Source organism: Aurantimonas marianensis, assembly GCF_024195285.1.
GTDB classification, from domain to species: Bacteria; Pseudomonadota; Alphaproteobacteria; order Rhizobiales; family Rhizobiaceae; genus Aurantimonas; species Aurantimonas marianensis.
Genome location: NZ_JALHBS010000104.1, coordinates 1 through 20,647, shown reverse-complemented (window position 1 = coordinate 20,647; position 20,647 = coordinate 1). Strand labels below are relative to the sequence as shown.

At 63.6% G+C, this 20,647-nt stretch carries 16 protein-coding genes; 10 read left to right on the top strand and 6 right to left on the bottom strand.

The annotated features are described in order from the left end of the window. Positions 1–133: 133 nt before the first annotated feature. Positions 134–2,485, bottom strand: coding sequence for a putative bifunctional diguanylate cyclase/phosphodiesterase (locus MJ956_RS16115; RefSeq protein WP_253965459.1), 2,352 nt, complete (start codon positions 2,483–2,485; stop codon positions 134–136). A 13-nt stretch (positions 2,486–2,498) separates the two neighbouring features. Then, positions 2,499–2,990, bottom strand: coding sequence for a putative pterin-binding protein (locus tag MJ956_RS16110; protein ID WP_253965541.1), 492 nt, complete (start codon positions 2,988–2,990; stop codon positions 2,499–2,501). Between the two features lie 316 nt (positions 2,991–3,306). On the opposite strand from MJ956_RS16110, the gene folE reads away from it, so the two are divergent. Both folE and MJ956_RS16100 read left to right on the top strand, forming a co-directional pair. Then, the gene (gene folE / locus MJ956_RS16105) at positions 3,307–3,894 is read left to right on the top strand and encodes a GTP cyclohydrolase I (protein WP_253965458.1); all 588 of its coding nucleotides are present in this window, start codon (positions 3,307–3,309) and stop codon (positions 3,892–3,894) included. 40 nt (positions 3,895–3,934) lie between these two features. After that, a complete protein-coding gene (locus MJ956_RS16100; RefSeq protein ID WP_253965457.1) occupies positions 3,935–4,429 on the top strand; it encodes a 6-pyruvoyl trahydropterin synthase family protein in 495 nt (164 codons plus the stop codon). 75 nt (positions 4,430–4,504) lie between these two features. Here the strand turns inward: MJ956_RS16100 and wrbA are convergent, their stop codons facing one another. Continuing rightward, entirely contained in the window at positions 4,505–5,104 is a 600-nt protein-coding gene (gene wrbA / locus MJ956_RS16095; RefSeq protein ID WP_253965456.1) for an NAD(P)H:quinone oxidoreductase, read from the bottom strand. A 228-nt stretch (positions 5,105–5,332) separates the two neighbouring features. On the opposite strand from wrbA, the gene MJ956_RS16090 reads away from it, so the two are divergent. Next, positions 5,333–6,091 carry a competence/damage-inducible protein A gene (locus MJ956_RS16090; RefSeq protein WP_253965455.1) on the top strand — a complete coding sequence of 253 codons (759 nt, stop codon included), beginning with the start codon at positions 5,333–5,335 and terminating at the stop codon, positions 6,089–6,091. Between the two features lie 16 nt (positions 6,092–6,107). Here the strand turns inward: MJ956_RS16090 and MJ956_RS16085 are convergent, their stop codons facing one another. Next, positions 6,108–7,043 carry a homocysteine S-methyltransferase family protein gene (locus MJ956_RS16085; RefSeq protein WP_253965454.1) on the bottom strand — a complete coding sequence of 312 codons (936 nt, stop codon included), beginning with the start codon at positions 7,041–7,043 and terminating at the stop codon, positions 6,108–6,110. 258 nt (positions 7,044–7,301) lie between these two features. On the opposite strand from MJ956_RS16085, the gene gpt reads away from it, so the two are divergent. From gpt to MJ956_RS16055, 6 genes are all read left to right on the top strand, one after another. Beyond that, positions 7,302–7,799, top strand: a complete 498-nt coding sequence (gpt, locus tag MJ956_RS16080; protein WP_253965453.1) for a xanthine phosphoribosyltransferase — start codon at positions 7,302–7,304, stop codon at positions 7,797–7,799. Positions 7,800–8,261: 462 nt separating this feature from the next. Then, positions 8,262–12,188 carry a vitamin B12-dependent ribonucleotide reductase gene (locus MJ956_RS16075; protein ID WP_253965540.1) on the top strand — a complete coding sequence of 1,309 codons (3,927 nt, stop codon included), beginning with the start codon at positions 8,262–8,264 and terminating at the stop codon, positions 12,186–12,188. Between the two features lie 56 nt (positions 12,189–12,244). Next, positions 12,245–12,439, top strand: coding sequence for a helix-turn-helix domain-containing protein (locus MJ956_RS16070; RefSeq protein ID WP_423724898.1), 195 nt, complete (start codon positions 12,245–12,247; stop codon positions 12,437–12,439). Between the two features lie 133 nt (positions 12,440–12,572). Continuing rightward, a complete protein-coding gene (locus MJ956_RS16065; RefSeq protein WP_253965452.1) occupies positions 12,573–13,286 on the top strand; it encodes an ABC transporter ATP-binding protein in 714 nt (237 codons plus the stop codon). Positions 13,287–13,290: 4 nt separating this feature from the next. Next, on the top strand, positions 13,291–15,654 hold the full coding sequence (locus MJ956_RS16060; protein ID WP_253965451.1) for an ABC transporter permease: 2,364 nt from the start codon (positions 13,291–13,293) through the stop codon (positions 15,652–15,654). Between the two features lie 7 nt (positions 15,655–15,661). Continuing rightward, positions 15,662–16,873 carry an efflux RND transporter periplasmic adaptor subunit gene (locus MJ956_RS16055; RefSeq protein WP_253965450.1) on the top strand — a complete coding sequence of 404 codons (1,212 nt, stop codon included), beginning with the start codon at positions 15,662–15,664 and terminating at the stop codon, positions 16,871–16,873. A gap of 55 nt (positions 16,874–16,928) precedes the next feature. On the opposite strand, the gene MJ956_RS16050 is transcribed toward MJ956_RS16055, so the two are convergent. Continuing rightward, positions 16,929–18,803 (bottom strand): PHA/PHB synthase family protein, encoded by a 1,875-nt coding sequence (locus MJ956_RS16050; RefSeq protein ID WP_256477915.1) that lies wholly within the window; start codon positions 18,801–18,803, stop codon positions 16,929–16,931. Between the two features lie 118 nt (positions 18,804–18,921). Then, the gene (locus tag MJ956_RS16045; protein ID WP_253965448.1) at positions 18,922–19,323 is read right to left on the bottom strand and encodes a phasin family protein; all 402 of its coding nucleotides are present in this window, start codon (positions 19,321–19,323) and stop codon (positions 18,922–18,924) included. A 467-nt stretch (positions 19,324–19,790) separates the two neighbouring features. Between MJ956_RS16045 and MJ956_RS16040 the strand changes: the two genes are divergently transcribed. Beyond that, positions 19,791–20,647: MBL fold metallo-hydrolase (locus tag MJ956_RS16040; RefSeq protein WP_253965447.1), on the top strand; the 857-nt coding region annotated here is incomplete at its 3' end.

Genomic DNA, 20,647 nt, shown 5'->3' with positions numbered 1-20,647 from the left:
TGGTGTCGAACGCCGGGCCGTGAAGGCCCGCGCGGCGGTTGTCGCCCGGGCGGCACCCGACGAGGCGAAGCGGCACATGCTTCTTATCACCGCACGCCGCGCCGACGAAATCGAGCCGCCTGCGGTACGAGCATCAGGCCGCCGTTGGGCCGCGTCTTCTGGTTTTCCCATCGGACAGACGAATCTTTGACGCCGGTGCCGGACGGCCGAAAAAATATCCCTGCAACTCGGTGCAACCAAGCGCTTGCAGTTTCCGGAACTGGTCTTCGGTCTCGACCCCCTCGGCGGTGGTCGTCACACCGAGATCCCTGCCAAGTGCGATGACGAGTTCGACGATCGGCAGGTGGTGGGAATTTTCGGACATGTCCCGAATGAAGGACTGGTCGATCTTGATCTTGTCGAAGGGGAAGCTGCGCAGGTAGCTCAGCGAGGAATAACCGGTTCCGAAATCATCCAGGGCCACCCTCACGCCCAGTTCGCGCAACTGGTGAAGGATCGTCAAGGTGTGCTCGCTGTCTTCCAGCAACACCGATTCTGTGATTTCGAGCTCCAGGCGGTTCGCGCAAAGGCCCGTTGCGGCCAAGGCGTTGACCACCGCTTGCACGAGCGCCTGGCTGCGAAATTGCGCCGGGGAAAGATTGACCGCGATCCTGATATCGGTCGGCCACCTGGTTGCCTGCTCGCAGGCCTGCCGCAAAACCCAGTCGCCAATATTGACGATCAACCCGATATCCTCGGCGACGGGAATAAACTCGTCCGGCGGTATCATCCCTCTTGTCGGATGGCGCCAGCGAATCAGCGCCTCGAAACCGCAGACCTCCTCGCGCACGGCATGCATGACCGGTTGATAGAAGACATCCAGTTCGTTGTTCGGAAGCGCCTTGCGAAGGTCGGCCTCCAGCCCCTTGCGCGCCTGGAGCTGATCATCCATCTGCGGCTCGAAGAAGCGAAAGGTTCGTTTGCCGCTGGTCTTGGCTTCGTAAAGCGCGAGATCGGCCTGCTTGAGAAGGACGTCCGCGTCATCCGAACTCGCCTTGAACTCGGCGATACCGATGCTCAGCCCGATCAGGACTTCCTGTCCGTCGATTTCGTAGGGCGCGCTGACCGCTTCGATCAGCCGGGAGGCGATTGCGTCAAGGTCGCGAGGCTCGTCCGAGGACAGGAGAAGCAGCGTGAATTCGTCGCCACCAACGCGAGCGACGAGATCCTTGTCGCGAACATTGTGGCGCAACCGGTCGGCCACGCATTTCAACAGTTCGTCGCCGCGCTGATGGCCCAGGGTGTCGTTGACATCCTTGAACCGGTCGAGATCGAGACACATGATGGCGAGGAAACTCTGATCTTGTCGGGCGCGAGACAGAGCTTGATCCAGTTTCTCGCCGAAAAGAACCCGGTTGGCCAGGTCGGTCAATGAGTCAAAATGCGCCATATGGATGATCTGGTGTTCCACCCGGCGCAGATCGGTGATGTCTTCGTATGTCGCGATCCAGCCGCCATCCCCGAGCGCGGCGTGCGTCACGGATATGGCGCGTCCGTCTGTGCACTCCTGGACGAACACCGAACTGCGATGGTCGCGTATCAGCCCTTGCTGCTGGGAATGAACCAGCCTCAAGCTCGCCGAGCTATCCCCCTCGCCGGCTTCGAGTATCAGCTCATCGAGCGATACCCCCGGCTTCAATACGGCGTATGACAAGCCGAACATCTCGCCAAACCGCTCGTTCCACACGACCAGATGCCCTTGCGTGTCGAACATGCAGAGCCCCTGAGACATATTGCCCAAGGCCGCCCTGAATCGATGATTTTGGGTCTGCAGCGCCGCCGACGTCGCTCGGAGGTCGTCGGCGAGGCCGTGGAGCTCGGCGTGCGCCCGGCCCAGCAACCGGTTGTTCCAGAGCAGCAGCAGGATCAACGCGACGCCGCAAACGATCAGGCCGGCGGCCACCCCCGTGAAAACGTAATGAAGGCGCAGCAATGCCTTCTGATCCTCGGCGACGCGCTCCGCACCGTTTTGGGCCGCAGTGGACGCCAGCAGCGCGAGTGCCGGATCGAAGGACGAGAGCATGCGACCGAGATCGACCGCGACGCCGGGCTGACGCAGTTGACTCAGCATCGGTTCTGCCGACCCGAGCATTTCCCGCAGACGGCGCACGATCTGGTGTCCATCGGAAATCTGCTTGATGAATTCGACGGTCTCGCCTCGTTGCAGGATGTCCAGGCGATTGAGCAAGATCTCGAAACGAAGCGCGACTTCGTCCTCGTCGATGCCGCTGCCGGGAACCGCGAAGGCGGCAACGCGCTGCTCCAACCGCGTGAACTCCACCAGTGCCTGATTCACCGCCCAGGTCGTGTTGTAGCTGGACACCTGCCGAAGCGCCTGTTGGCGTTCGACGATCAGATAGGAGATGTAGCCGGTCGCGACGACGAAGCACACGACCGTGCCCGCGAGCAGCAGTTGGACCAGGCGCATGGACATCGCCGGTCTCATGCGGGCGGAGATCCTATTCAACGATCAGCTTCGACAGCTGCCACACAGAGCGGGCATAATAGGTCTGACTCTGCAGTGCTACGTCGCTGTCATAGGGGTAGACGATGAACAGCGGCCCCTTGTCCCGCACCGGCATATATTCACCGTCCCGCTTGATGGCGATGATGGCGTCGTGCCTTGCAAAATCTACCATGGGAATTTCGATGGCGTAATCGTTCAATGCAATGGCCTGCACCCGGTCACCGGTGGCGCCGACGAGCGTCATCAGCTTGTCCAGCCGGACGCCTTCGAATGTGACCGGCTCGTCGTACCACGGCGTCATGGTCTCGAAGGATACCATCCCGAGCGCTTCCAGCATCGCCCGATCGAATTCGGCGCTGTCGCCGGCGTTGGTCACTTCGATATTGCCGGAAATCGTCAGTATCGGCTTGCCGGCGGGGCTCGCCAGATCGCCAGCATGTGCCAGATTCCCTCCGATCAATATGTAAAGTCCGGCCATAACCATGGCGAAGGCCTGCTTTGCGCTTGGCCGAGGCATATCATGTCCTCCCGTCTGAGGCGGACATCATGTCCCCCAGTCTGAAGCGAACGGATCGTGTCAGACAAATGCTAACTGGTGGTGAATCGGCGCGCCTCGCGGAGGTGATCGGCGCCGGCTTGGTCCTGTTCAAATCTTAATAAAACTGTAAATCATGCATATTAAGCGTCTTAGAAGTAATTGGAGAGGTCGGACGCTCATGAACTTCCACCCCGCGAAATCGATACATTCCCAACTCTGTAACGAACAGGTCGAGGACATTGATCATTCCGGGCGGGAGGCGATGAGGGACCTGGTCGCCGCCAAGCTCGGCGAACTCTTCGACATCCTCCAGATCGATCACCAGAGCGACCACAACACCCGCGATACTCCGGCGCGCGTCGCCAAGATGTATGTGGAGGAGATTCTGCGCGGCCGTTATACGGCGCCGCCGGAGATCACCGAATTCGACAATGCCGAAGGCTACGACCAGCTCATCGTGACCGGGCCGATCGATGTGCGCTCGACTTGCGCCCATCACCTCATGCCGATCTATGGTCACGCCTATATTGGCATCCTGCCGGCCGCCGATGGCAAGCTCATCGGCCTGTCAAAATATGACCGGATCGTCGATTATTTTTCCGCGCGGCTGCAAATACAGGAAGAGCTGGTCAACCAGATCGGGCAGTTCATCTGCGAGCGGACCAGGCCGCGCGGCCTGGCCGTCCGGATGAGCGCGGTGCACATGTGCAAGACCCACCGCGGGATCAAAGCATCCCACCGCAGCCGCATGGTGAGCTGTTCCTACTTCGGCGAAATGAAGAGCGATCGCTCCCTGAAAGCCGAGTTTCTGCAGGAATGTCGTGCGTTGGAACGCGGCGCGGGCGACTGAGCCCGCTCGCCACCTCGACGACCCGGTCCCGGAGATCTCGATGAACCAGCCAGTCCGCACGACCCCTTCGATGCTCGAACCTCGGGCGATCTATCGTTCGACCAAGGCTTATGATCACAGCGAAGGGCTGTCGTGCTGCTTTCGCCAATGGCGCGCGACACATTCACACTGCCGGCTGATTCACGGCTACGCGCTCGCCTTTCGCTTTGTCTTCGCCACTTTCGAACTCGATCAGCACAATTGGTGCTTCGACTTCGGCGGACTGAAACCGGTCAAGGCGTGGCTGAAGGAGATGTTCGACCATACGATGATCGTCGCCGAGGACGACCCGGAACTGCGGCGCTTTCAAGCGCTCGCGGAAGCGGATCTCGTCGATCTGCGCGTCCTGCCGGCGGTGGGTTGCGAGGCGACGGCGAAATTCGTCTTCGATCATGTCGCGAAATTCCTGCGGGCGGAGACTGGCGACCGGGTCTGGCTCGAAAGTGTCGAGGTCCGCGAGCACGGTGGCAATTCGGCCATCTACGCGATCGACTAGAGCGTCGGGCAGCGACAACGCCGCCACCCCCCACTCTGTAACCGGACCTTGCCGGGACAAAATTCGACCTGGTGTTCAGGCCGCCACCTTCGCCGCGATCTCGGCGATGTGCCTGCCCTGGAAACGCGCGCCATCGAGCTCAATCTCACTCGGCATGCGCGATCCGTCGCCCTTGGCGATCGTGGTCGCGCCATAGGGCGAGCCGCCGACGATCTCGTCCATGTTCATCTGGCCGGCGAAGGCATAGGGCAGACCAACCACGATCAGGCCTTGGTGCAGCAGCGTCTTGTGGGCCGACAGAAGTGTCGCCTCGTTGCCGCCATGCTGGCTCGCGGAGGAGGAAAACGCCCCACCGACCTTGCCGACCAACGCGCCCTTGGCCCACAGTGGGCCGGTGCGATCCCAGAATGCCTGCATCTGCGAGCACATGTTGCCGAAACGGGTCGGCACGCCGATGATGATCGCGTCGTAGTTCGGCAGTTCCATCGGATCGCATTCGGGATAGGGATGGTCGGTCTTGAAATGCGCCGCCTCGACGACCTCCCGTGGCGCGGTCTCCGGCGCCCGCTTGATGTCGACGCTGGCGCCGGCGCTTTCGGCGCCTTCCGCGACGGCTTTCGCCATCGTTTCGATATGTCCGTAGCTGGAATAATAAAGAACCAGGACTTTCGCCATCGGTCATTTCCTTTTTATTGATTGAGCAACTGCCCGCTCGGGGGCCTCGGGCTGAGATAACGCAAAGGGCATCGGAAAGATCGGCCAGCCGCCGCGACGCACCGTCACCGAAACGGCGACATTCCCGTTTGGCGGTCGGGTTTCCTTGGCGTGACGCGGGATCGCCCTTGCCATCGTCTCGCCGGGTCCCTTCTTATCTGCCTTCGACCGTTCGCCCGGAGCTCCGCCATGACACCCACACCCGCCACCGCCGCGATGCTCGCGATCGGCGACGAACTCCTGTCGGGGCGGACCAAGGACCGCAACATCGCGCATCTCGCCGAAGTCCTGACGGTAGCCGGCATCGACCTGAAGGAGGTGCGCATCGTCGGCGACGAGCCACATATCATCGCCGATACGCTCAATACCCTTCGGCGGAGCTACGACTACGTCTTCACCTCGGGCGGCATCGGTCCGACCCATGACGACATCACCGCCGACGCCGTCGGCGCGGCGTTCGGGCTGGCGGTCGGAGAGCATCCCGAGGCGCTCCGCCGGCTGGCGGAAAACTACGCGGCACGCGGCATGGAGTTTACCGAGGCGCGGCGGCGCATGGCGCGCACACCGGAGGGCGCCGACCTGATCGACAACCCCGTCTCGGTCGCGCCCGGCTTTCGTCTCGACAATGTCTTCGTCATGGCCGGCGTTCCGGCGGTGTTCCAGGCGATGCTCGGCCAGGTGATCGAGACCCTGCCGGCCGGTCAGGCGATCGGATCGACCGCCTTCGCCTGCCCCTACGGCGAAGGCGACATCGGCGATCCGCTGCGCCTCCTGGCAAAGGAGCATCCGGCCGTCGTCATCGGCTCCTACCCCAAATTCGACGGCGCAAGCTACTCGACCGAGATCGTCATCCGCTCGCGTGATCGCGCGGCCCTCGACGCGGCCGCCGAAGCGGTCAAGACCATGCTGGCAGAACTTGGCCGCGACCATCCGGCTCCCGCGCTCTGACGAAAACCTGGCGCGTTTATCGCGTCGACCCCGCCATATCCGCGATCGCCGCGATATGCTCTGGACCGAGTCCGCAGCAACCGCCGATGATCTGTACGCCGGCCTCGCGCCAGGCACGGGCGAACTCGGCGAAGCGAGCGGGCGTGATGGTGTCCTCGAAACGCCAATGGGGCATCTCGAAATAGCCGGCGTCCGGATAGGCCATCAGCGGGCCGGAATGCGCCTCGCGAATAAGCGGGAGCGTGTCGGCAATCAGATCCGCCGACGTATGCATGATGCCCATCACGTCGAAATCGTGCCCGGCCGCCATCGCCACAATATCGGCGAATGGCACACTCCGGTCGTGCCAGGACAGGATGGCCCCGTCGTCGTTCCGCGCGGCCGACTGACCGCACCAGACCGGCAGACGGGTATCGGCGACGGCCTCGAACATCGGCGCCATGCGGTCGGGCGCGGACATCATCTCCAACAGAAGCAGGTCCACGCCCGCGTCCTCGTGGATCGCGGCGAGTTCGTGAAAGGCGGCGAGCATCATGTCGGCCGCCGGTGTGTCACCGTCGCGGAGCCGATAGCCGCCGGTGGGAATCGGGAGCATGTGCGACATCGAACCCGCCACCAGAACGTCAGCGGCGCCGGCCCGCTCACGCGCCGTCAGCGCCGCCTCGATGGCACGACGGTTGATCTCGGCCACCTGATCGCCGAGTCCCGCCGACTGGAGCATCAGCCGAGAGGAGGCGTAGGTGTTCGCTGTGATGATCTGCGCGCCAACATCGATATAGGCGCGATGCACGTCGACGATGCCTTCCCACGCATCGAGCGCCGCGCGTCCGGACCATACGCCGTCGGACATCGACACGCCACGGCGCTCCAGTTCGGTCGAGACGCCGCCGTCGAGGACGAGAACGTCCCCATCGGCCAAACGATCCCAGGCTCTGGTGTAGCGCGTCGCCATGAACGGAGCCTAGATGCCGTCCCGCTCCAGACGCAATAGGGGAAACAAACGGTCTGCTGATTATCGGCTGGGTTGACCGTCGCGGGCCGGTGATGCTTGCCGCTGCCGAACGTGACCCGCCGGGGTCTCAAAAACCGCTCGCGCACGCGCCCGTGAGGAGCGTTCCGGCTTGCGCAGCAGGCACGTGTTCCGTCTTGCCTTGCCTCCCGCATACCTCTATCGCATCCGCTTTGCCGCCCCAGCCGGAGAGCCGCCATCATGTCCACGGTCGACAAATCCTTCCCCGTCTCCTGGGACCAGTTCCATCGCGATGCCAGGGCGCTGGCCTGGCGGCTCGCCGGAATGCGGTCGGACTGGAAAGCGATCGTCTGCATTACCCGCGGCGGCCTCGTGCCGGCGGCGATCATCGCCCGCGAGATCGGTACGCGGCTGATCGAGACGGTCTGCATCGCCTCCTATCACGACTATAGCGAGCAGGGTGAGTTGAAGGTCCTCAAAGAGGTTTCGCCCGCGCTCCTGGAAGACGATGGCGAGGGCATCCTGATCGTCGACGATCTGACCGATACCGGCAAGACCGCCGGACTTGTCCGTGCGATGCTGCCGAAGGCGCATTTCGCGACCGTCTACGCCAAGCCGAAAGGCCGCCCCCTGGTCGACACCTTCATCACCGAGGTCAGCCAGGACACCTGGATCTTCTTTCCCTGGGATCTCGGCCTGACGTTTCAGGCGCCGATCGGCAAGACCACCAAGGGCTGATCGAGCGGTCGGCGCGAATCGAACCGTCGATTCGGGCTGGTCGCTGTGGCTCAAAACCCACGCGGCGCTCGATTCCGCTCTCTCCCCGTTATCCACACTGTCACCGACGTCCGTTTCGTATCCCGCGTGCGGTCCTGTTGACCCTGGCGCGAGACTCGCACAAGCTTCACTTAGCTTGCCAAACCCCCGGAAAAGCCCCGGACTGGGTGCAGAACGAAGGGCTTGGCTAGCTCTTGGCGGCCTCCACGGTCGCTTCCCGGCACCCGAATTTCTTTTCCACAGTGCCGCGTTAAGAGTCGCCTAACCACTCAAAATATACTATATCTAGTGTCGCTGAACGGCCCTCCCACAAGATGGGCGATTCACGGAAAATTGGGGGATGCGCACCGAGCGGAGGGGGAACTTCGCTGGCGGGCGATTCTTTGCGGCAAAATTTTAAACGAGGATGGGACCGTCATGGGCATGAAGATCGAGCGCCGATATACCGAGGCCGGCAAGAGCGCGTATGACGCGATCACGTTTCGCAAGGCGACCAGCGAGATCCGCAACCCGGACGGCTCGGTGGTCTTCCGCCTCGCCGACATCGACGTCCCGGCGCAGTTCAGCCAGGTGGCGTCCGACATCCTGGCGCAGAAGTATTTCCGCAAGGCCGGTGTGCCAGCCCGGCTGAGGAAGGTCGAGGAAAACGACGTCCCCTCCTTCCTGTGGCGTTCGGTCGCGGACGAGGCCGCGCTCGCCAAGCTGCCCGAGGACGAGCGCTATGGCTCGGAAATGGACGCACGGCAGGTCTTCGACCGGCTCTCCGGCACCTGGACCTATTGGGGCTGGAAGGGCGGCTATTTCGCCTCGGAAAAGGACGCGGCCGCCTTCCGCGACGAGCTCGCCTACATGCTGGCGACCCAGAAGGTCGCGCCCAACTCGCCGCAATGGTTCAACACCGGCCTCCACTGGGCCTACGGCATCGACGGCCCCGGCCAGGGGCACTATTACGTCGACTACCGCTCCGGCGAGTTGACCCGCTCGACCTCGTCCTACGAGCACCCGCAGCCGCATGCCTGCTTCATCCAGTCGGTCGCCGACGATCTGGTCAATGACGGCGGCATCATGGATCTGTGGGTGCGCGAGGCGCGGCTGTTCAAATACGGCTCGGGCACCGGCTCCAACTTCTCATATCTGCGCGGCGAAGGCGAAACGCTCGCCGGCGGCGGCAAGTCGTCCGGCCTGATGAGCTTCCTGAAGATCGGCGACCGGGCGGCCGGCGCGATCAAGTCCGGCGGCACGACGCGGCGGGCCGCCAAGATGGTCGTCGTCGACATCGACCATCCCGACATCGAGAAGTACATTTCCTGGAAGGTGCGCGAGGAGGAGAAGGTCGCCGCCCTCGTCACCGGCTCCAAGACCGTCTCCAAGCACCTCAAGGCGATCCTGTCGGCCTGCGTCAATTGCGAGGGACCGGACGGCGACTGCTTCGACCCGATGAAGAACCCGGCGCTGAAGCGCGCCGTCAAGGACGCCAAGCGCGCCCAGGTGCCGGAAAACTACGCCAAGCGCATCATCCAGTTCGCGCGCCAGGGCTACACCGACCTCGAAGTCCCGGTCTACGACACCGACTGGGATTCGGAGGCCTATCTCACCGTCTCCGGCCAGAACTCCAACAATTCCGTCTCGCTCAAGGACGATTTCTTGCGCGCGGTCGAACAGGACGGCGATTGGGATCTCATCCGCCGCACCGACGGCAAGGTATCGAAGACCCTCAAGGCCCGCGAGCTTTGGGAGCAGATCGGCTATGCCGCCTGGGCCTCTGCGGATCCGGGCCTGCACTTCAACACGACGATGAACGACTGGCACACCTGCCCGGCCGCCGGCCCGATCCGCGCGTCGAACCCGTGCTCGGAGTACATGTTCCTCGACGACACGGCCTGCAATCTCGCCTCGCTCAACCTCATCCAGTTTCGCGAGGAAGGGTTGGACGGACCGGACGGCATCAAGCGTTTCGACACCGCCGCCTTCGAACACGCCACACGGCTGTGGACCATCGTCCTGGAAATTTCGGTCATGATGGCGCAGTTCCCGTCGAAGGAGATCGCCCAGCTCTCCTACGACTACCGCACGCTCGGCCTCGGCTTCGCCAATATCGGCGGCCTGCTGATGACCGCCGGCATTCCGTATGATTCCGACGAGGGCCGGTCGATCTGCGGCGCCATTTCGGCACTGATGACCGGCGTCGCCTACCGGACCTCGGCCGAAATGGCGGGCCATCTCGGCGCCTTCCCCGATTTCGAGCGCAACGCCGACGCCATGCTGCGCGTCATGCGCAATCATGCCCGCGCCGCGCACGGCCTGTCCGACGGCTACGAGCAGCTGTCGGTCGACCCGGTGCCGCTCGACCACGCCTCGCTGACTGACAAGCGCCTCTCCGGCCGCGCCAAGGCGGCCTGGACCGAGGCTGTCGAACTCGGCTCGGAGAACGGCTACCGCAACGCCCAGGTCTCGGTGATCGCGCCCACCGGCACGATCGGCCTGGTCATGGACTGCGACACCACCGGCATCGAGCCCGACTTCGCGCTGGTCAAGTTCAAGAAGCTCGCCGGCGGCGGCTACTTCAAGATCATCAACCGCGCCGTGCCGGAAGCCCTCACCTCGCTCGGCTACGCCCAGCACGAGATCGCCGAGATCGAGGCCTATGCCGTCGGCCACGGCAATCTCGACCAGGCGCCGGGCATCAACCCCTCCTCGTTGAAGGCCAAGGGCTTTGCCGACGCGACGATCGAGAAGATCAACGCGTCGCTGAAGAGCGCCTTCGACATCAAGTTCGTGTTCAACCGCTGGACCATCGGCGACGAGCAGATGTCGGCGCTGATGGTGCCGGAGGAAAAGCTCTCCGATCCGGCCTTCGACCTGCTGTTGCACCTGGGCTTCTCGAAGCAGGACATCGACGCCGCCAATGTCCATGTCTGCGGGGCGATGACGCTGGAAGGCGCGCCGTTCCTCAAGGACGAGCATCTGCCGGTGTTCGACTGCGCCAATCCCTGCGGGCGGATCGGCAAACGCTATCTGTCGGTGGAAAGCCACATCAAGATGATGGCGGCGGCGCAGCCGTTCATTTCCGGCGCGATCTCCAAGACCATCAACATGCCAAACGAGGCGACGGTCGAGGATTGCAACGCCGCCTACATGCTGTCCTGGAAGCTGGCGCTGAAGGCCAACGCGCTCTATCGCGACGGCTCCAAGCTCTCGCAGCCGCTCAACGCCTCGCTGATCGCCGATGACGACGAGGACGTGGACGTCGTCGAGGAGGCCACCGCCGCGCTGATCGCCGCGCCCGCCCCTGCCCGCGCGGCCGAGGGCGCCGAACGCATCGTCGAGCGCATCGTGGAGCGTGTGGTCCGCGACCGCGAAAAACTGCCGAACCGGCGCAAGGGCTACACCCAGAAGGCCATCGTCGGCGGCCACAAGGTCTATCTTCGCACCGGCGAGTTCGACGACGGGCGCATCGGCGAGATCTTCATCGACATGCACAAGGAGGGCGCCGCCTTCCGCGCGATGATGAACAATTTTGCCATCGCGATTTCGCTCGGACTGCAGTTCGGCGTGCCGCTGGAAGAGTATGTCGAGGCGTTCACCTTCACGAGATTCGAGCCGGCCGGCATGGTCCAGGGCAACGAGGCGATCAAGAACGCCACGTCGATCCTCGATTATGTCTTCCGCGAATTGGCCGTCTCCTATCTCGGCCGGCACGATCTTGCCCATGTCCAGCCGGAGGATTTCGGCGCCTCGACGCTGGGACGCGGCGTCGATGGCGACAAGCCGCAGCCGGTGTCGCCGGTCAGCCATGGCATGGTGCGCGGCCAGACGGCGAAGTTCCGGCTGGTCTCGAATGACCCGGCCGGCTCGCTGGCGGGAGCGCCGGCCGGCGGCGCCCTCGCCGGCCCCGGCGATCGCGGCGGCAGCGAGCCCGCGAAAGGCGCGGCGGTGGTAAAGGCCTCGACCCGCGCCGCCGCCAACACCAGCGGCTCCGGCGGCAGCGTCACGGCGGCGGCAGGCGCCGGGCGTGGCGGAGGCGCCGTCGCGGCGGCCACGGCATCGATCGCGACCGCCTTCAAGCGCGACTACGAAGAGGCCCCGATCGCCGTCCCCGCCCCGACCGCCGACGTCACGCCGGCCCAGGGGCTGTTCGACCAGCCCTTGGCGTTTCCGGCCAGCGACAAGGACGCAGCCAACGTCACGGACAAGGCCAAGCCGAAGGCCTCGACCGCCGAGCGGCGGGCGATGGCGATGATGAAGGGCTACACCGGCGACAGCTGCGCCGAATGCGGCAACTACTCCATGGTCCGCAACGGCACCTGCCTGAAATGCGACACCTGCGGCTCGACGAGCGGCTGCAGCTGAGGCATTCGATTGAAAAAGACCCCGGAAAGCTCACGCTTCCGGGGTTTTTTTAACCAATCGCTCGAATCACAACGTCAGCAACGCAACGGTGCCTTGCGAGATGCGAAAGCATCGCGGACCATCTCGGCCTGACCATCGAGACAGTGTCGCGGACGTTCGGCAGGCTCAAGGAACAGCGGCTCATCGAACTGGTCGATTCCCGCGATATCCGCATTCTGCGACGCCGGGCTCTTCTGGCGATCGGTGAATGAGGACAAGCGCTCGCGATTACGTCAGCCCGATAGGTGGCTAAGCCGCGGCCTTGCGCGAAGCCGATGCGCCGCTCGACGAGCGAATTGATGGAGGTCAACGTGCTGACGCAGCGCGACCGGTAGGCTGGCCAGCATGTCCAGCGTCACGTCAGTCTTCCAGATGCAGGGGGTCACCAAGGTCTATCGGACCGGCGGCGTGGAAGTATGGGCCTTGCGCGGCGTCGACGCCGAACTCCATGCCGGCGAATTCGTCGTCATGCTGGGTCCGTCCGGCTCGGGAAAGTCGACACTGCTCAACATCATGGGAGGGCTCGATCGCGCCAGCGCCGGCCGGGTGACGTTTCAGGGCGAGGACCTGACCCAAGGTTCCGACCGGGCGCTGACGCTCTACCGGCGCAACCATGTCGGCTTCGTCTTCCAGTTCTATAATCTGATCCCGAGCCTCACGGCGCGCGAGAATGTGGCGCTCGTCACCGAGATCGCGCCAAGGCCGATGAACCCGGCGGATGCGCTTGCTCTCGTCGGCCTTTCGGACCGCCAGGATCATTTCCCCGCGCAGTTGTCGGGCGGCGAGCAACAGCGGGTCGCCATCGCGCGCGCCGTCGCCAAGCAGCCGGAAGTGCTCTTGTGCGACGAGCCAACGGGAGCGCTCGATTCGGCCACCGGCATCAAGGTGCTCGAGGCGCTGACCGGGATCAACGAGACGCTGGGAACCACGACGGCGATCATCACCCACAATGCCGGGATCCGGGCGATCGCGCACCGGGTGTTCCAGTTCGTCGACGGCCGCATCGCTGAGGTTACCCGCAACGAAGAGCGGGTGCCTCCCAGCCAGGTGGTCTGGTGAGACGATGAGCGCACTCGACCGCAAGCTCCTGCGTGATCTGTATCGCCTCTGGGCGCAGGGTTTGGCCGTGGCCCTGGTCATGGCCTGCGGGGTCATGACCATCATTATCGCGGTCGGCGCCTACCGCTCGCTGCTGGTGACGCGCGACGCCTATTACGAGCGCTACAGCTTCGCCCATGTCTTTGCCGAGGCAAATCGTGCGCCGATCGCTCTCGGACAATCGATTGCAGCGATCGGCGGAGTCGCGGCTTTCGAAATGCGGATCAGCCGCACGATCTTGCTCGATCTCGACAACGTCCGCGAACCGGCAACGGGACGGGTCGTTTCGATCCCCGACCGCAGGGCCTCGCGGGTCAATCGCCTGGTCATCCGCAGTGGCACCCTGCCGCAACCCGACCGCCCCGAAGAGGTCGCGGTCAACGAGGACTTCGCCATGGCCCACGGCTTCCGGGTCGGCGACGAATTTTCCGCCATTCTCAACGGACGCAAGGAGCGCCTGAGGATCACCGGCACGGTGCTTTCGCCGGAATTCATCTATTCCTTCGGTCCGGGGGACATCGTACCCGATCCGCGTCGCTTCGCTATTCTCTACATGACGCGGCATGTGCTCGCCCCGCTCTTCGATCGGGACGGGGCGTTCAACGATGTGGCCGTGCGCCTTCTGCCCGGCGCAAACGAGGCCGCCGTCATCGCCACCGTCGATCGCCTGCTGCGCCCCTATGGCGGGACGTCCGCATACGGCCGGAAGGATCAGCCCTCGCACGCATTCCTGGATGCGGAGCTGACGGAACTCTCGGCGATGGCGCGGATCATCCCGCCGATCTTCCTGATCGTCTCGGCCTTTCTGATAAATATCGTTCTGTCGCGGCTCATCGCGCTGGAGCGCGAGCAGATCGGGCTGCTCAAGGCGCTCGGGTATTTTAGCCACACGATCGCCTGGCACTACGCCAAGCTCGTCATCGCCATTTCAGCGGTCGGGATCGCGATCGGATCGGTTGCCGGAACCTGGCTCGGTCAAGGTCTCACAAGGCTGTATGGCAACTTCTTCTCGTTTCCCTTCCTGATCTTCCAATCCAGCCTGGACCTGTATGTTCTGGCCGCGGGCATCTCGCTCGCAGCGGCACTGATCGGGGCGATGAAGGCGATCATGTCGGTTCTCGCCCTGGAGCCGGCGATTGCCATGCAACCGCCGCCGCCGTCGCGCTACCGACACCACTTCATGGAGCAATTCGGCCTGTTGCGGATATTTTCCCGCCTGACGGTCATGGCGATCCGGCATCTCGTCCACCGGCCATTGCGGGCTGCGGCCACGAGTTTCGGCATCGCGCTCGCGGTTGCCCTCCTGATAACGGCGCTATTTGCCACCGACTCGGTGAACTTCATGATCGATACGATCTATTTCCGTTCGGATCGGCAACATGCCAGCCTGACCTTTGCCGAAGAACGGCCACCCTCGGTAATGTCAACCGTCGGCCACCTGCCGGGCATCCTGATGGCCGAGCCCTATCGGAGCCTTCCCGTCGTGCTTCGGCACGGCAGCTTTTCGCGTCGACTCGCCATCACCGGAAAGCAGGCTGGTGCGACGCTCTCGCGGGTGCTCGACGAAAACTTCGAACCGGTGATTCTGCCAAAGCACGGACTTGCCATTTCCGAACGGGTGGCGACCATCTTCGGCCTGGCCCGCGGTCAGACCGTCACCGTCGAGGTTCTGAGTGGAAGGAGAGCGGTGGTCGATGTGAGGATCAGCGCAGTCATCCGGAATTATCTCGGTCTTGCGGTCTTCATGGACCTGGATGCCCTCCGCCGATTGGCGGGCGAAGGCCCCCGGATCGGCGGCGCCCACTTGGCCATCGATACGCGGGCGGTGGACCGGCTGTACTCCGCCGTCAAGAACACCCCGACGATCGCGTCGATCAGCCTGCAGACCCTGTCGCGGGAAAAATTCCGCGAAACCATTCAGCGCAACATCGCCATCATGATGACGCTTTACCTGACACTCGCGGTGATCATCGCGTTCGGCGTCATCTACAATTCGGCCCGCATCCAACTCTCCGAACGCGCGCGGGAACTCGCGAGCCTGAGAGTCCTCGGCTTTACACGCGGCGAGGTGTCGCAAGTCTTGCTGGTCGAGATGGCGATCATCGTGCTTTTCGCCCAGCCGCTCGGCTGGGGCCTGGGGGCCGGGTTTGCCATGCTCTTCGCTCGTGGCTTCGAAAGCGACCTCTTCCAGCTTCCCATTGTCCTCGAAGCGCATACCTTTGCCAAGGCTAGCCTCGTCATCCTGACGGCTGCCGTGATCTCCGCCTTCATCGTGCGGCGACGCGTCAATCGCCTTGATCTTATCCGCGTCCTCAAGACGAGGGATTAATACCAAGATGGGTCGTTGGCTGAAAGTCTTTCTCGCCCTGCTGGGCATCCTGGCGGTCGGCTTCGCGTTCTACGAGGCACTTCGTCCAAAGCCTGTACCGGTGGACGTGGCCGCGATCGAGAGCGGACCATTGACGGTCACGATCGACGAAGAAGGGGTCGTGGAGTTTCGGGAGGTCTTCACGGTATCCGCGCCATTTCCGGCGAAGGTGGAGCGCAGCCCCTTGCATGTGGGCGATACGGTCATCGCCAATCGCACCCTGGTCGCGACCCTGCGCCCCTCCGATCCCACCTTCATAGACGCCCGATCCGAGACCGAACTTGGCGCGGCGATCGACGCGGCGAATGCCGCCGTGGCGCTGGCCGAGGCTGATCTCAATCACGCCCAGGCCGATCTGCGCCAGTCGGAGTCGGAGTTGAACCGGGTCGAAACGCTGCGCAAGACTGGCACCCTTTCGGCGAAGGCGCTCGAACTAGCGGCCACCGATGTCGATCGCCAGCGTGCCCAATTGCGCAGGGCAGAGGCCCAGCTCGCCATACGCCAGAGCGAACTCGCGAGCGCCAGGGCCCGGCTACTGCAGCCGGGCGATCCGCTCGATGCCGACAGTTCCTGCCACTGCGTTCCGCTTTTCTCACCGAGCGATGGCGTCGTCCTGTCGGTCCCGCTGGAGAGCGAAACGGTCGTGCCGACCGGCACTCCGCTCGCGGAAATCGGTGATCCGACGCGGCTCGAGGTCGTGGTCGATCTGTTGTCCGCCGATGCCGTCGCTGTGCATCAGGGCGCGGATGCGACGATCACCGGCTGGGGAGGTCCGGACCTGCATGCCCGCATTCGCCGCATCGAACCGACCGCCTTTACCAAGGTCTCCGCCCTCGGTATCGAGGAGCAAAGGGTCAATGTTCGGCTCGACATCGTGTCACTCCTCGACCGTGAAGAACGGCCCGGCCATCGCTACCGCGTGCTTGCCCGCATCGTGCTCTGGCATGGCGAGGATGTTCGCCGGCTGCCGCTCGGCGCCTTGTTCCGTACGGGCGATCGATGGAGCGTCTACGCCGTGGAAGACGGCCGCGCGGTTCTGACGGAAGTCAGCATCGGCCATCGCGACACCGAGGCGGCGGAATTGATCGACGGGCTGGAGCCGGACGCGAAGGTCATCCGGTTTCCCAGCGACACGGTCAGCGACGGGGTTGCGGTGAAGCCGCGACAGAGCAGTTCCTGACGGCCTTGCGAACGAGAAACGGAATGTCCCGGATTGCCTCGCGGCAAGCCGCCGGTCAGGCCTCGAGAACATAGCGCCCCGGCGCCGCGTCGAGAACGGGATACGCACCCGATCCCATCGGTGGCGGCGCCGTTTCGGGTCCGCTTCTTTCGCCCAGCCAGTTGGCCCAGCGAGGCCACCAGGATCCCTCCTGATCCTTCGTCGTCGCCTCCCACTCCTCCGGTGCGCGATAAGCGCCCTCGGCGGCGCGCGAGTCGATGCGGTAGCGGCGGCCAGGGTGTCCGGGCCCCGATACGATCCCGGCATTGTGCCCGCCATTCGTCAGAACGAACGTCAGTTCGGTGTCGGCGAGAAGATGGAGCTTGTAGACCGACTTCCACGGCGCCACGTGATCGGTCTCGGTGGCGACGAGGAACATCGGTGCGTCGATCTCCGACAGGATCACCGGCTGGTCGTCAACGCGGTATCGCCCCTCGGCGAGGTCGTTGCGCAGGAACAGCTGCCGCAGATACTGCGAATGCATGCGAAACGGCAGCCGCGTCGTGTCGAGGTTCCAGGCCATCAGATCGAACATCGGTGTCGGCTTGCCGAGAAGATAGTGCCGCACGAGGCGGGACCAGACGAGATCCTGCGACCGCAACATCTGGAAAGCGCCGGCCATCTGTCGGGAGTCGAGGGTCCCCTGCTCCCACATCAAATCATCGAGGAAGGCGACCTGGCTGTCGCTGATGAACAGCGACAGTTCGCCCGGCTCCTCGAAATCGGTCTGGGCGGCGAACAGGCTGACGGTGGCCAGTCGCGTATCCCCTGCCCGCGCCATGGCTGCCGCGGCGATGGACAATAGGGTGCCGCCGAGACAATAGCCCACGGCGTGGACCTTTCTGTCAGGGACGATATCGCCGACCACATCAAGCGCCGCCATGACGCCGAGGCGGCGATAGTCATCGAAGGATATCTCGCGCTGATCCGGTCCCGGATTGCGCCAGGAGATCATGAACACCGTGAAACCTTGTCCTATCAGATAGCGCACCAGGGAATTGTGCGGCGACAGATCGAGTATGTAATATTTCATGATCCAGGCCGGCACGACGAGCACTGGCTCCGGCCGCACCTTTTCTCCGACCGGAGCATACTGGATCAGCTCGATCAGATCGTTCCGGTAGACGACGCGGCCTGGCGTCAGCGCCACCCCGACGCCGGGGCGGAATTCGTCTACTTCGGGCGGCCGGCCGCCCTGCAGTTCCAGCCGCGCATCGTCCATCGCATGGCCGAGGCCGCGCACCAGATTGCGTCCGCCTTCGCGCAGTGTCGCATCGGTAACTTCTGGATTGAACACGGGAATGTTCGATGGCGAGACCGTATCGAGAATCTGGCGACTCGCGAATTCGGCCAATCTTTCGTTGCGAGGTGTCATGCCGGAAATACCCGTGGTCGCATGGTGCCACCATTCCTGCTGCAGCAGGAATGCCTGATGGATCACGCTGAAGGGCGAAACCTGCCAGGCACTGTCGCAAAACCGCTTGTCGTTCGGCGGCGACTCCACGCAGGCGCAGGGGCCGCTGCCATCCAGACTTTCGCGCTGAACATTCCGGAAGACATAGTCGGCCAGTCGCAACCATTGCTGAGCCGCAAGATCGATAAGTTCCAGTCGTTTGCCGGGCGCCATCGCCAGATGAATGGCCCAGTCGAACCAAGCCTCCGTCAGGCTGACGGGCGAAATTCCACCGGTCATCCGTGCGATGGCGGCGTGGGCACTACGGTCCAGATACGCCGCATAGTCGTCATGTCGCTGGGAGGGCGCTGGCGGGCGTGACGCCAGGCTGGGACCGGGCCGAGGTTGCTTCGTTGCCCTTATGGTACGATGTCGTCCATCGTCGGCGTAGCGCGATCTGGTCGCCTTCCCACGGGGCCTTCTGGATGTTGCCGACATATGCCCTGGCCTCTTCGAACACCGCAGATCAAGCGAATTGCACCACGCAATCCGCTCAAGCTGCGGCTGGTGGTCGAACCACCAAAGGCTCCGCAGGCGGTCCCCGCCGACTCGACCCTCAGTTCATCGCGGGGGCCTGTGGCTCGGTCTTGCCGTTGATCACGGCCGCTGTTTCCCTACCGATCCCGTCCATCGTCGAGGACGTCACCTTGGCGCCAAGCTCCATCAGTGTGCCGACCTCGTCGGAATACTCGGCAAAGGCGGTCTTGTAGAAATCCTGGATGAGACTGGCCGCCTCGTCGGGACTCTTGCAGCCAGCCAATTTGCCGGACATTTCCAGTTCCCGCTCCAGCCGATGGCGGGCGAAATCGAGCAATGCGCCATTGTATCGCACGAGCGCCTGGAAGAGATGCGCGTTCATGTGCGTCATCGCCGCGAACGAACGCTGGCCAATGGCCGAGATTTCCTCGGTATCGAAACCTGGCATCGGTATCGTCTTGCCGTCATTGGTTTTTTTCATGTCATCTCTCCTCGTGGCCTTGTTGCTGGGATGCCGCCGTGCGGTTTCACCGCCTCGACCGGCGATGACCCGGCTTCTTCCGAAGAGACCGGCTGCTTTCCACAAATACCGCGCGTTCAAGGTGACGATCATCGGAGCGAGAGCTGCCGTCATTGACTCAAATCAATGCCGCAGCGGTTTCGCGACGCGAATATGCACCATCGACCGGTGAGGCGAACGGGTGATCCGACAGATCAATCCGCAATCCGAGCGACCGTCAGTGCCGGGCAGGGTCGATGCGCGGCCTTCGCAACCGGGTCGGTTCGCACCTGCGACAGGCGAGCCGGCCCTTGCCGACATGCTTGCCGATCCGATCGTCAGGTCCCTGATGGAGTGCGATGGGATCGATGTCGAGGCCTTGCACCGATTATTCGCCATGCACGGACGCTGACCGCTCTGTAGCAACCCGCAGCAAGAAGGAATGGTCCGTGAACACCAGCGCGATTGTCCCAATCTCCCATGTCGTGGACCTTTCGGTGAAGCCGGACGTGACCCCATTCTTCGATCCGCAGACCAACACGGTCAGCTATGTGGTCAAGGACCCTCAGTCGACGGCCTGCGCGGTGATCGATTCCGTCATGGATATCGACTATCCCGCCGGCCGCATTTCCTACACGAGCGCCGACAGGATCATCGCTCATCTGGAGACAGAGGGCCTGCAACTGGAGTGGCTGATCGAGACCCATGTCCACGCCGATCACCTCTCCGCCGCGCCCTACATCCAGTCGAAGCTCGGCGGCCGGCTTGGCATCGGTGAGAAGATCACCGTCGTTCAGGACACGTTCGGCAAGGTCTTCAACGAAGGCACGCGGTTCCAGCGGGACGGCTCGCAGTTCGACCGCTTGTTCAAGGATGGCGATACCTACGAGATCGGGACGATGAAGGCCTTCGCCCTGCATACGCCAGGTCACACCCCCGCCTGCATGACACATGTGATCGGCGACGCCGCATTCGTCGGCGACACCCTGTTCATGCCCGATGCGGGCTCGGCGCGCGCGGATTTTCCCGGCGGCGACGCCCGAACGCTCTATCGCTCGATCAAGCGCGTGCTCTCACTTCCCGACGAGGTGCGGCTGTTCATGTGCCACGACTACGGTCCGAACGGGCGCGAAATCCGCTGGGAAACCACCGTTTCGGAAGAGCGCGCCCACAACGTCCACGTCCATGACGGCGTCACGGAGGACGAGTTCGTCCGGGTGCGGACGGCACGTGACGCGACGCTCGCCATGCCGGATCTGATCATCCCCTCGCTGCAGGTGAACATGCGCGGCGGCGAACTGCCGGA